Origin of the sequence: Polaribacter butkevichii, assembly GCF_038024105.1 — a bacterium.
GTDB classification, from domain to species: domain Bacteria; phylum Bacteroidota; class Bacteroidia; order Flavobacteriales; family Flavobacteriaceae; genus Polaribacter; species Polaribacter butkevichii.
Genome location: NZ_CP150661.1, coordinates 3913614 through 3926283 on the forward strand (window position 1 = coordinate 3913614; position 12670 = coordinate 3926283).

General features: G+C 28.4%; 10 protein-coding genes. 3 read left to right on the top strand and 7 right to left on the bottom strand.

Features of this window, described 5'->3' with window-relative positions; all coding sequences use genetic code 11:
- The first annotated feature begins 696 nt into the window (after window positions 1-696).
- Window positions 697-1551 (top strand): 23S rRNA (adenine(1618)-N(6))-methyltransferase RlmF, encoded by an 855-nt coding sequence (rlmF, locus tag WG951_RS16530; RefSeq protein ID WP_105048038.1) that lies wholly within the window; start codon window positions 697-699, stop codon window positions 1549-1551.
- 383 nt (window positions 1552-1934) lie between these two features.
- Here the strand turns inward: rlmF and WG951_RS16535 are convergent, their stop codons facing one another.
- Window positions 1935-2537: a hypothetical protein gene (locus WG951_RS16535; RefSeq protein WP_105048039.1), complete on the bottom strand. Its 603-nt coding sequence runs from the start codon at window positions 2535-2537 to the stop codon at window positions 1935-1937.
- Window positions 2538-2604: 67 nt separating this feature from the next.
- A complete protein-coding gene (locus WG951_RS16540) occupies window positions 2605-3273 on the bottom strand; it encodes a hypothetical protein (RefSeq protein ID WP_105048040.1) in 669 nt (222 codons plus the stop codon).
- 191 nt (window positions 3274-3464) lie between these two features.
- On the opposite strand from WG951_RS16540, the gene WG951_RS16545 reads away from it, so the two are divergent.
- The gene (locus WG951_RS16545; RefSeq protein WP_105048041.1) at window positions 3465-4937 is read left to right on the top strand and encodes a hypothetical protein; all 1473 of its coding nucleotides are present in this window, start codon (window positions 3465-3467) and stop codon (window positions 4935-4937) included.
- A 56-nt stretch (window positions 4938-4993) separates the two neighbouring features.
- On the opposite strand, the gene WG951_RS16550 is transcribed toward WG951_RS16545, so the two are convergent.
- The 4 genes from WG951_RS16550 to argS all read right to left on the bottom strand — a co-directional run bounded on the left by WG951_RS16550 (window position 4994) and on the right by argS (window position 9557).
- Window positions 4994-5368 (bottom strand): LysM peptidoglycan-binding domain-containing protein, encoded by a 375-nt coding sequence (locus WG951_RS16550; RefSeq protein WP_211296697.1) that lies wholly within the window; start codon window positions 5366-5368, stop codon window positions 4994-4996.
- Between the two features lie 197 nt (window positions 5369-5565).
- Complete coding sequence (gene lpdA / locus WG951_RS16555) at window positions 5566-6954, bottom strand: dihydrolipoyl dehydrogenase (protein ID WP_105048043.1); 1389 nt, start codon at window positions 6952-6954, stop codon at window positions 5566-5568.
- A 181-nt stretch (window positions 6955-7135) separates the two neighbouring features.
- A complete protein-coding gene (locus tag WG951_RS16560; RefSeq protein ID WP_146105250.1) occupies window positions 7136-7768 on the bottom strand; it encodes a hypothetical protein in 633 nt (210 codons plus the stop codon).
- A 13-nt stretch (window positions 7769-7781) separates the two neighbouring features.
- A complete protein-coding gene (gene argS / locus WG951_RS16565) occupies window positions 7782-9557 on the bottom strand; it encodes an arginine--tRNA ligase (protein WP_105048045.1) in 1776 nt (591 codons plus the stop codon).
- Between the two features lie 88 nt (window positions 9558-9645).
- Here argS and WG951_RS16570 point away from each other — a divergent pair, with 88 nt between their 5' ends.
- Complete coding sequence (locus tag WG951_RS16570; protein WP_105048046.1) at window positions 9646-10170, top strand: YkgJ family cysteine cluster protein; 525 nt, start codon at window positions 9646-9648, stop codon at window positions 10168-10170.
- A 165-nt stretch (window positions 10171-10335) separates the two neighbouring features.
- Here WG951_RS16570 and WG951_RS16575 read toward each other — a convergent pair whose 3' ends face one another.
- Window positions 10336-12441 (bottom strand): thioredoxin domain-containing protein, encoded by a 2106-nt coding sequence (locus WG951_RS16575; RefSeq protein WP_317044715.1) that lies wholly within the window; start codon window positions 12439-12441, stop codon window positions 10336-10338.
- Window positions 12442-12670 lie beyond the last annotated feature (229 nt).

Here is a 12670-nt window from a genome sequence, read left to right on the forward strand (position 1 = left end):
AAGTATAAAACTATGTTGTTTTATTTAGAGATGTAGTATCTATGTAGTAGAAGTAGTTTTACGTATTTTTATTTTTTTTATATTAATGTACTGGTATTTAGTTTTTTATGTTTTTTTGTGTTTGTGTTAATTTTTTAAATAACTTTTTTTGAAGTATTTAAAAAAAGGTGTTTATCTAAAAATAGTAGAGGTAAAATAACGTTATTGAATACAAAAAGGGTAAACTTAAAAGTATAATTAGTGTATAAACGGACGTATTTTTTATGATTAGCTTAATAGTTGCTACAGATAAAAAAAACATGAATTTAATTTGTTCTGAATCTGAAAATAAAGAAGTTGTTTTTTGGTTTTTATAAAAATTAAGTTCAACAAAAAATAAAACTAAATAAAGACAATATTATATACATTGTTTTTAGAAAAATTATAAAAAAAAATGCCATTATAGAGATTCTAAAATGGCATTTGTTTAAATGTAATGTGGGGGATTTTTATCTACTCAAATATAGAGGTTTATAAGGTTGCTTTTTACGATGTAGTAATAATGTAGTGTGAGTAAGAATGCCTATTTTATGTGTTAATAATTAACGTGAATATTGTTAGAGAGTTAAGTGTGCTTGTAAAGGGTTAGGTTTTTAAGAAAAAAATAGTGAAGTGTTTAAAATATCAATTTTAATTAATAAGAAATAAAATAAATAAATGAAAGATAAAGGTCTACATCCAAAGAACAAATTCAACAAGGGATATAATTTTGAAGAATTAAATGTTATAAACCCAGCATTAAAAGAATTTGTTGCTAAAAACGAATTTGGTACTTTTACCATCGATTTTTCAAATCCGGAAGCAGTAAAAGAATTGAATAAAGCCTTATTATTTTCTTTTGATAAAATTTCTACTTGGCATTTTGGAGACAAAAATTTATGTCCACCAATACCAGGACGTTTAGATTATATTCATCATTTAGCAGATTTACTTTCTGGAGAAAATAATATTAAAATTTTAGATATTGGTACAGGAGCAACTGGTATTTATCCTTTATTAGGTATTGCAGAATACGATTGGAATTTTGTTGCTACAGATATCGATTTAGATTCTTTAGATACTGTACAAGATATTATGGATGATAATAAACTTAGTGCTAAAATTGAGTTACGTCACCAAGAAAATGAAGCGCAAATTTTAAAAGGAATTTTAAAAGATGATGATTCTTTTTCTGCAGTAATGTGTAATCCGCCTTTTTACAAATCGGCAGAAGAAGCACAAGGAGCAAACGGTAGAAAATCTAGAAATTTAGGTAATAACGCTGTTAGAAACTTTGCAGGTAACAATAATGAACTTTGGTACATTGGTGGAGAGAAAGCTTTTTTACATAATTATTTATATGAAAGTTCTTTGTTTCCTAAAACTAGTAAATGGTTTACAAGTTTGGTTTCTAAGAAAGAAAACGTAAAAAGTTTAGAGAAATCTTCAGCTAAATTAGGAGCTAGAGAGTTTAAAATTATTCCGATGCATCAAGGAAATAAAGTAACAAGAGTTGTTGCTTGGAGATTTTAATCGCAGGGCGATAGCCAAGGTTTTAATTACCAGGTGCTTGCCTCGAAATGAAAAAACATGTTTCGGAAGCATAATTCGTACTCTTGGTGCGAGGTTGTTGATTAAACTTCTTTATTTTCTTCATAAGAAAACATATTTATAAAAAAAGGTTCAATCAAATTTCATTTTGATTGAACCTTTTTTTTGTTTGAAATAATAGATTTCTCAATCGCAAAAAAGCTCATTCCGAATCGAAACTCAGTTTGTCATTCCGAATTAGGAACGAAGAGGAATCACATAATTGAGTGAAAGTGTTTTATTAATCTTAATGATGTAGATTTTTTAGTTTTTTTATGAGGTTTCTCAATCGCTAAAAAGCTCATTTCGAAATGACAAAAGAGGAATTAGTTAAAAACTACATCATTAATTTTATACTTTTTACAAATAAAGTGTAAAATAGTATAGACTAACATGTGCACAAATACTAAACATATAAAAGCATATAATGGCACACCAAGTAATTGATATGGCCAATAGTAGGTCCAAACTCCTAAATAAATAGTAATTACTTCACCAAAAGCAGGAAGTATCAATGCTAATAAAATAGCTAATAAAATCTTGTTTTTTTGACTTTGCTCCTTTAATAAAGGAATTAAATTACGTTCTAGTTTATATAAATAATGGAAAGCTAACATCCACGCAAAAGGTAACCAAAGAGGTAGTTCTCTTGTAACTTCATGATATTCCCAGTAACCATTTGCAACGCCCCAAGTTTCTCCAACAATTCCACCAAAGCCAGTTAATATCATACCTATTAACAGCAACCAATTCTTATTTGTTTTTGGCAGTATAATTTCTTTGTAAATATTATGTATAATCTTAAGTACTAATATACCTGCAATAATAGCATCGTATTGTTTTAAAACACCAATTAGTATTCCTGCAATTATAAGTTTGGTGAGGGCTTTAAGCGTTTCTTTTAAGAATACGTTTTTTTTTGTAATCATGTAAGTTTTTTCAATGGCAAAAATAGTGCTTTTGTTTTATTGGTTAGAAAGTAAGTTTAAATTTTTATCAATTTTGCTTTTTACTTGTATCTTCTAAAACGGCTTCACCTTTTATTAACCAAGAAAAACCAAAAGCCCAAAGAGCTAATGTTTCGCAGTAAAAGATAATGTTTGTTTCGTTTCTAGCTTCTTCTGTCATGACTATAAAACTAAGACCTGCACTACCTACAAATAGTATAATTAAGATGCCACATCCTAAATAAAATTTATTTCTTAATTTTTTCATTTCAGAACGTTTTTCAATAGCAACACCTCTTCTAAAAATAACTAAACAGAAGTAAGTAAAAACGGCAAATAACAGAACAGCAGAGCTTAGGTGGATTGTTCTTATAAATGCAATTTTACTTGTAGTTGGAAATAATGCTACACAAATGGCAAATGCACCGCCTAAATTAGCAAAAAAATTATCGTTATATAAAAGTCCTTTTCCTTCACTTTTATATCCTTTATAGGAAAATAAGAAAAAACCAAGTACAAATAAAAAACCAACAAAAACATCTCTTAATTGAGTGCCATAATAATCACTTATAGAGTCTTTAATAAAATCTGCTTTATCAAAGTATAGCATTCCAAACCCTAAAATTACAGGTAAAAAAACACCAATAGAACCTATTAGTTTTCTTAATAATTTGTAAGAAATAATTAAATCATTTTCAGTTTGATGTTCATTTTTCATAGCTTATTTTTTTATAGTTAGTTGATAATCAAATATAAACATTAATTTTTGAAGCTAAATAGGTAAAATAAGGTACAAAATTGATGCTTGCTCTATTTTTAGTTAAAATTGAATGATATCAGTTAAACAAAATATCTATTGCTATAATAAAAGACTAATTATCAATCTAAATTTGCCTTAAACTAATAATTATGAAAAAGAAAAGATATTTAATGTTGTTTTTATTTATGATTATCTCTATTTATGCGGTAGCAGATAATTATCTAAAAGATAAAGTAGCCGATTATTTAAAATCTAAAGAAATAAGTTACACTAATATTTCTATGAATTTGTTTTTAGGAAATATTACTTTAAATACCGTTTTTAAAGAAAAAGATAGTCTTATTTTTAAGGTAGAAAAAATAGAAGTAAAAGGAGTTTCTTACTATCAATTTATTAAAAATAATGCTATACGTGTTGCTAGTTTAAAAGCTACAAACCCAAAGATTAACGGAAAAGTTATAAAAAATGATAAACCACTAAAGTCTTTTTCAAAAGATAGCGTAGTAGACTTAGAGATAGGTGCAATTTATATAGATAACCTTAAAATTGATGTATTAAAAAATAATAATTTTCCTTTTAAGGTTAAAAGCATTAATTTTAAAGTAGAAAATTTTAAGTTAGATTCAACCTTAAGTAAATCGATACCTTTTTCATATTCAAATATAGAATCTTCTATTACTTATTTAGAAACGCAATATTCTAAATTTCAAAAAGTTAAGTTTTCTAAATTAACCTTTAAAGAGCGTAATTTATCTATAGATAGTTTAGAAATTGTTCCTTTAAAAAATAAGAAAGAATATATCCGTTTTGTATCCGAAGAAAAAGAATTACTAACTTTATTTAGTAAAAAAATAATTATTAATGATCTTAAAATAGAGGAAAAAGAAAAGCTAAGTTTTTCATCTAAACATATTTTATTAGATGAGGTTTTTTTTAATCTATATTTAGATGCTACTTTATTAGAGCACCCAAACAAAAGAAAAGATTTATACAGTAAAAAATTAAGAGATTTACCCTTTAATATAAATGTAGAGAAGTTAAATATAGTAAACTCTCAATTAGTTTATAAAGAATATACTATTAAGGGGAACAAAGCAGGCGTCTTAATTTTTGATGATTTAAATGCCGAAATAGTTAATATTAATAATAAAACCAATAAAAAAACAAAATTAACTACAGCTAAAATTACATCTCAATTTATGAAAGCATCTCCTTTAGAAATAATTTGGACTTTTGATGTTGCTAACAAAAATGATAATTTTAGAATAAGAGGAGGTTTGTTTCATATTACTTCTAAAAATATGAGTTCTTTTTTATTACCAACTATGAATGTAAAAATGGATGGTTTTATAGATAAAATGTTTTTTGATTTTGAAGGGAATGACTCTGTTTCTAATGGAAAGTTAGATGTAGATTTTAAAAATTTTAATATTAAAATTTTAGATAAAGAAAAGGATAAGAAGACTGTTCTAAGTTGGCTTGTAAACCTGTTTATAAAAGATTCTTCTAAAAATGGTTTGGTAAAAGTAACAGTAGATAATCTAGAAAGAGATAAAACAAGATCTTTTTGGAATTATTTTTGGAAAAACATAGAAAAAGGACTTGAAAAATCACTTATTTAAAAACAAAAAAACCGAAGTAAAATTACTTCGGTTTTAAAAATATAATTTATAGTTCCCTATAAATTAGGTATTACTAACTCTTGCCCCACTAAAATAATATCTGCACTTTTTAAAATACTTTTGTTTGCCTCAAAAATAGCATTGTATTTATTTGATTTACCATAATATTGTTTGGCTATTTTACCTAATGTATCTCCACTTTTTACAGTATGAATTGCAAATACAGAAGTGTCTTCAACATCAATATTAGCCATAATATCGCTAGGATTTTCTCCTCCAATTTCTTTTATTTTATCCCAAAGAAGGTTTTTTTCATATTGATTTTTTGCAGTTCCGGTTACATGTAAAACTCCATTTTCTTCTTTTACATCTCCATTTTGGATTGCTAATTGTTCTCCTAAATTTAATACTTCTTGATATTTTGCTTTCATTCTAATTCTTTTATAGTTATTTGCTTAGAATTCAAAACTACAAAAAAACCGAAGCGAGGTGCTTCGGTTTTCGATTAATGGTTTATTTTTATCGTTTAATGTCATTACTAAGAAAGTTTTTTACCTTCTGTGGTAATCTTATAATTTAAAAAAATAATAAATTACATTATTCTAGTCTCCTTGTAATAACGGTAACTTTATAAGTGAATTACTTCATCATAAGCATCCGCAACTGCTTCCATAACAGCTTCACTCATTGTTGGGTGAGGATGAATTGTTTTTAAAACTTCATGACCAGTAGTTTCTAATTTACGTCCTAAAACTGCTTCGGCAATCATGTCTGTAACACCAGCACCAATCATATGGCAACCTAACCATTCGCCATATTTAGCATCAAAAATTACTTTTACAAAACCATCAGGAGTACCTGCTGCTTTTGCTTTACCAGATGCAGAAAAAGGAAATTTACCAACTTTTAATTCGTAACCCGCTTCTTTAGCTTTTGCTTCTGTTAAACCAACAGATGCAATTTCTGGAGTCGCATACGTACAACCAGGTACATTACCATAATCTATAGGTTCTGTATGTAAGCCAGCTAATTTCTCAACACAAGTAATTCCTTCTGCAGAAGCAACGTGTGCCAAAGCTTGTCCAGGAACCACATCACCAATAGCATAATAACCAGGTATGTTAGTTTGGTAAAAATCGTTCACTAAAATTTTATCTCTGTCAACAATAATCCCAACATCTTCTAAACCAATGTTTTCAATGTTAGATTTAATTCCAACTGCAGATAATAAAATATCAGCTGTTAAAGTTTCTTCTCCTTTTTTAGTTTTTACAGTAGCAACCACACCTTCACCAGAAGTATCAACAGACTCTACAGAAGAGTTTGTCATTACTTTAATTCCAGATTTTTTAATAGAACGCTCAAATTGTTTAGAAACGTCAATATCTTCTACAGGCACTACATTTGGCATAAATTCTACAATAGTAACCTCAGTTCCCATAGAGTTATAAAAATGAGCAAACTCAACACCAATAGCACCAGAACCTACAATAATCATAGATTTTGGTTGGCTTGGTAAATTCATTGCTTGTCTATAACCAATTACTTTTTTACCATCTTGTGGTAAGTTAGGTAACTCTCTAGAACGTGCACCTGTTGCAATAATAATATTGTCTGCACTATATTCAGTTACCGTACCATCGGCAGCAGTAACATCTACTTTTTTACCCGTTTTTATTTTTCCAAAACCATCAATAATATCGATTTTGTTTTTCTTCATTAAAAAAGCAACACCTTTGCTCATTCCTTCGGCAACACCACGACTTCTTTTAATTACAGCTTCAAAATCTTTATCAATAGCTTCCGCTTTTAAACCATATTGGTCTACATGCTTTAAATAATCGTAAACCTGTGCAGATTTTAACAATGCTTTTGTTGGAATACATCCCCAGTTTAAGCAAATCCCACCTAAGTGTTCTTTTTCTACAATGGCAACTTTAAAGCCTAATTGAGAAGCTCTAATCCCTGTAACATAACCTCCAGGTCCACTTCCAATAATAATGATGTCGTATTTCATAATTGTATATTTAACTTTTTATTTCTCTGTTTTGGGCGTTTTAACAGGCTTTCCGTTGTATCTTTTTTGTAAAAACAAAAAAGGATGCCACTTCAATCCCTAACGCAGGCTAATTTACTAACTTTTATACTTATAGCCAATGCTAGTATCAACTAATTTACATTCTCTCCTTCTTAATATTTTAATTACAATGAGAATTATAGTAATTAATCATTTGTTCTATCCTTGAGTCTTTTTTTATAAAATCTCTTTCGCTCTCACTTTCTTTTTTTTCGAAAAAATATTCGATATTCTCTTTATCTTTTATCATATTTAAAAACTCTTGACAATCAGAAGTTTGTTTTGATAGAATTTTAATAAACTTTTTCTTATCTATGCTAGGAAGTACTTCTATATAATCAGAGTTTTCTTTTCCTACATAATAAATAGTTTGTGAACTTGCTCCTATAACAGGTGATCCAGGATTTCCCATTAACAAACCAGGATTATAACTTATTAAGGAATATAAATTCAGTTTACCTTTAACTACTCTTTTAATTAGTAGGTGTCTTTTGGATTTAATATTTATTTTATAAAGAAATTCTTCTTCAAAAAGGAATTTTACACGACTAACTTCTTTATAATCAAAAGTTTGTTTCTTGTCTTTTTTTGTTTTTTTAAACTTTATTTTGTTACCACTGCTAAGTTTTAGTAAACCTCTTAAATCTGAACCGTCTCTCATATGCAAAGTTCCTTTTTTATAGGTGTTAAAAAAAGATTGGGAGGATATGTTTAAAGAAATAAATATTAATAAAATTGTAATTTTTTTCTTCATAAATTTTAGTTTTTTACATTCTCTCGGGAACCTGAATTCCCAACAATAAAAAAGCAGCTTTTATCGTTTCGGCAACCTTTTTAGATAGCTGAACTCTAAATACTTTTTTATCTAAATCTTCTTCTCCTAAAATATGTACATTCTGATAAAAAGAATTAAACTCTTTTACCAAATCATAGGTGTAATTTGCAATAATTGCTGGCGAATAATTTGCAGCTGCTTGTTGCACCGTTTCTGGATATAATTCTAATTGTTTTAACAATTCTTTTTCCTTTTCGTGTAATTCTATAGTTACAGGTTGTGAATAATCAAAATCTGCTTTTCTAATGATAGACTGAATTCTAGCATAGGTATACTGAATAAAAGGACCTGTGTTTCCCTGAAAATCTACAGAAGATTTTGGGTCGAATAAAATTCTCTTTTTAGGATCTACTTTTAAAATAAAATATTTTAATGCTCCTAAACCAATAACTTCATACAAATCATTTTTTTCTTGATCAGAATAGCCATCTAATTTTCCTAATTCTTCCGAAATAGTTTTAGCTGTTTCTGTCATTTCTACCATTAAATCATCCGCATCTACAACAGTTCCTTCTCTAGATTTCATTTTTCCAGAAGGTAAATCTACCATTCCGTAACTTAAATGATGTAACTGTTTAGCCCAATCAAAACCTAGTTTTTTCAAGATTAAAAATAATACCTGAAAATGATAATCTTGCTCATTACCAACCGTATATACCATTCCACCAACATCTGCATAATCTTTTACACGTTGTATAGCAGTACCAATATCTTGTGTCATGTAAACGGCAGTACCGTCAGAACGCAACACAATTTTTTCATCTAAACCATCTTCAGTTAAATCGCACCAAACAGAACCATCTTCTTTTTTATAGAAAACACCTTTTTCTAAGCCTTGTGCAACCACATCTTTTCCTAATAAATAGGTATTACTTTCATAATATAACGTGTCAAAATCTACACCCATATTTTTGTAAGTAACCTCAAAACCTTTATACACCCAAGAGTTCATCTCTTTCCAAAGCGCTACAACTTCTTCATCTCCAGCTTCCCATTTTAGCAACATTTGTTGTGCTTCTACAAATAACGGAGCTTCTTTTTTAGCTTCTTCTTCTGTTTTTCCTTCCGCAATTAATTGCGCAATTTCTTTTTTATATTCTTGGTCAAATTTTACATAGTAATTACCAACCAATTTATCTCCTTTTAATCCGGTAGATTCTGGAGTTTCTCCATTACCGAATTTTTCCCAAGCCAACATAGATTTACAGATATGAATACCTCTGTCGTTAATAATTTGTGTTTTATAGACTTTTTTACCAGCAGCTTTTATAATTTCTGCAACAGAATAGCCTAATAAATTATTACGAACGTGCCCTAAATGTAAAGGTTTGTTGGTATTTGGCGATGAATATTCTACCATCATTGCTTTTTCATCCGCCTTTGGCGAAACAGATCCATAAGTAGTATCTGTATAAATGGTATTAAAGAAATTTGTGTAAAAACTATCGTCTATTACTAAGTTTAAAAACCCTTTAACTACGTTGTAATTTGTAATTTCTGTTATATTTTCTACCAAATATTTTCCTAAATCCTCACCAATTTGTACCGGATTTCCTTTTTTGTAACGCAATAAAGGGAATACAACTACGGTAATGTCTCCTTCAAATTCTTTTCTGGTTGCCTGAAATTCTACAGATGGAATTTCTATATTGTATAAAGCTAAAAAACCTTCTTTTACTTTGGTTTCTATAATGTTTTGAATGCTCATGTAGTATCGAAAATTGAATTGCAAAATTACATATTTTTATTTGTTTTTTAGAATGATTTTTGGTTAAGAATAATTGTATTTTTGCACAATGGAAAAACGCTTAAAACAACTACCAAAATTAGCAGAAGATGCTAAAAAAGAAAACCTAAAATATTTTACGAACCTTAAAAAAAGAGTACCTAAAAATTTAGATTATGTTGTGCAAGAATTACACGATGCAGAGTTTAAAAAAACAGATTGCTTAACGTGTGCAAATTGCTGTAAAACTACAAGCCCAATTTTTACAGATAAAGATACAGAGCGTATTGCTAAGCATTTAAAAATGAAAGTGGCAGATTTTCAAAAGCAATATTTACAAAGAGATGAAGATGATTTTATGGTGTTAAAAACGGCGCCTTGTTCTTTTTTAGATGAAAGTGATAATACTTGTTTTATTTATGATGTTCGCCCTAAAGCTTGTGCAGAATACCCACATACAAATCGTAAGAAATTTATAGGTATTACCGATTTAACTGTGGCCAATACTGCTATTTGTCCTGCTGCTTATAATATTGTAGAGGCTTTAAAAAAGCGCATACCTTATGAGTATAATGTAAAAAAGAAGAGGAGTTAGTTTGTAAAACTGTTAAACTTATCTAAAAGAATAGTTCAATTATATTTTGGCACAGATGTTGCTTTTTATAATAATGAAGACAACGTAGTAAACTGTTTTCATTGTGTTAATAATTTGAATTAGTTAATAAAAAAAACATCTTGAGAGAGATGTTTTTTTTGTGCTTTATTTATCTATTAATGCAATTGCTTTTTGGGTTTCTGTTTGAGGTAATTTACAGGTTCCTAAATTACAGACGTACATAAAGGTTTCATCTGTAATAAATTTATCTTTTAGTAAAGGGATTGTGTTGTTCTCTTTAAAATCTCCGGCTATAATTATATTAGGAATGTAGTAATTTTTCAACTCGTTTTTAAGAAGCGTTGCATTATGCCCAACAATGGCCAGTTCATAAAAAGGTCTTGTATAATTGGTCATTAAATTTAACCAATTGCTATAACTAGAAGGATTTGTTAAAACATCATCTTTTATATTATGTAACATCTGATTTGCAATTTTGTTAAAGTTAGTGTCTGAATAATAAAGGCTAAGTTTAAACAAACAATTTGCTAAAATAGAATTAGGAGAAGCAATTACATTATCATCAACTTTTACTTTTCTAGAAATTAATTTTTCATCTTTATTAGACGTAAAGTAAAACATATTGTTTTCATTATTAAAATAGTTTTCTAAAGTAAAGTCCATTAATTTTCTAGACTCATGTAACCATTTGTCATCAAGAGTAACTTCATACAAATTAATAAAAGCATCTATTAAAGTAGCGTAATCTTCGGAATAGGCATTAATAGTACTTTTACCGTTTTTGTAATTTCTATAAAGAGTTCCGTCTTTTTGTAATTGATTATTTAAAATAAAATTAGCGTTTTTAAGAGCCGTTTTTAAATATGCTTCGTTTTTTAAAGCATTATATGCGTCCGTATATCCTTTAATCATTAAAGCATTCCAAGAAGTTAAAACTTTATTATCTAAATTCGGTTTTGCTTTTTCTTTTCTCGCTTTTTTAAGTATTGCTTTCCAATTTTTTATGGTTGATGAAAGTGCATCCGCACTTATTTTATGTTTATTGGCAAAAGTTTTATCAGCAGTACTTCTTATTAAAACATATCGGTCTTTTTCCCATAAACCAAAATCATTTATATTATAATACTCTTTAAACAAGGCGTAATCATCAGTAATTAAAGCTTGCAATTCTTGTTTTGTAAAATAATAATAAGCGCCTTCTTCTAATTGGTTTTGTGTGTTTTTACTATCGGCATCTAAAGAAGAAAAGAAGGCACCGTTTTGGTCTGTTAATTCTTGTGCTACAAAACTTAAGGTTTCTTCAATTACTGTTTTGTACAACTCGTTTTTATCTTTTTGATACGCTTTTGCATACAAACTAACAAGTTGTGCGTTGTCATAAAGCATTTTTTCAAAATGAGGAATGTGCCATTTTTTATCAGTAGCATATCTAGAAAACCCTCCGTTTATTTGATCGTAAATTCCACCAAAAGCCATTTTTGTTAAGGTAGTTTCTACATGGTTATTTATTTTAGGATCATTAAATTGATGGCCATATCTCATTAAAAACTCCAAAGAATTTGGCATCGGAAATTTTAGATCTCTTTTAGAACCACCGTAAATAGTGTCTAAGTTTTGTTGCCAATTTGTAACGGCATTTTTTATATCTGTATCCTTAAAATCGGCCTTGTCTTTTCTAATGGTAATTAATTCAGATTTCTGAATACCTTCTGTTAGTTTTGTTGCAAAATCTATTGCTTTTTCTGGATTCTCGTTATAAAGTTTAGAGAGGTCTAACAACACTTTTTCCCATTGTTCTTTTGTAAAATAAGTTCCACCAAAAATGGGTCTTCCGTCTGGTAATGCAATACAGTTAAGTGGCCAACCACCGCTACCAGTCATTAATTGTACAGCGTTCATGTATACATTATCAATATCTGGTCTTTCTTCTCTATCAACTTTGATACTAATAAAATTGTCGTTCATTATTTTGGCAATAGAATCGTTTTCGAAACTTTCTTCTTCCATAACATGACACCAGTGGCAAGCAGAATAACCAATAGAAATAACAATTAACTTATTCTCTTTTTTAGCAAGTTGTAATGTTTTATCGTTCCAAGCTTTCCAATTAACAGGGTTATTGGCATGTTGTAATAAATAAGGGCTTGTTTCTTTGGCTAGCTCATTTTGCAATTTTATGGCTTCTTTTTTATGGCAACTTAAGAAGAGCATACTACCTAAAAAAAATAAAGTTTTAATTATAGGTTTCAAATTTTTATTATTTATTAAAAATTAAAATCAAATTTTTATAGCACTAAAGTATTATAAAACTCTAGAGCACAAAATTATTTTAATGCAAAATCTAAAGCATCAAATAACTCAAATGTGTTATTGGCAAGTAAAATGGGCTGTTAAGAGGTAGATTGCAACAAATGTTTTAATCTTAGTTCAAATAGTTTTATTCAGATATGTGGTTAAATAGTAGTTTTATCAAAAAAAG

Excerpts from the sequence above, each read along its gene's own strand:
- WG951_RS16570 (WP_105048046.1), top strand. The coding sequence starts at position 9,646 with ATGGAAAAACGCTTAAAACAACTACCAAAATTAGCAGAAGATGCTAAA.
- WG951_RS16540 (WP_105048040.1), bottom strand. The coding sequence starts at position 3,273 with ATGAAAAATGAACATCAAACTGAAAATGATTTAATTATTTCTTACAAA.
- lpdA (WP_105048043.1), bottom strand. The coding sequence starts at position 6,954 with ATGAAATACGACATCATTATTATTGGAAGTGGACCTGGAGGTTATGTT.
- WG951_RS16550 (WP_211296697.1), bottom strand. The coding sequence starts at position 5,368 with ATGAAAGCAAAATATCAAGAAGTATTAAATTTAGGAGAACAATTAGCA.
- argS (WP_105048045.1), bottom strand. The coding sequence starts at position 9,557 with ATGAGCATTCAAAACATTATAGAAACCAAAGTAAAAGAAGGTTTTTTA.
- WG951_RS16560 (WP_146105250.1), bottom strand. The coding sequence starts at position 7,768 with ATGAAGAAAAAAATTACAATTTTATTAATATTTATTTCTTTAAACATA.
- WG951_RS16535 (WP_105048039.1), bottom strand. The coding sequence starts at position 2,537 with ATGATTACAAAAAAAAACGTATTCTTAAAAGAAACGCTTAAAGCCCTC.
- WG951_RS16545 (WP_105048041.1), top strand. The coding sequence starts at position 3,465 with ATGAAAAAGAAAAGATATTTAATGTTGTTTTTATTTATGATTATCTCT.
- rlmF (WP_105048038.1), top strand. The coding sequence starts at position 697 with ATGAAAGATAAAGGTCTACATCCAAAGAACAAATTCAACAAGGGATAT.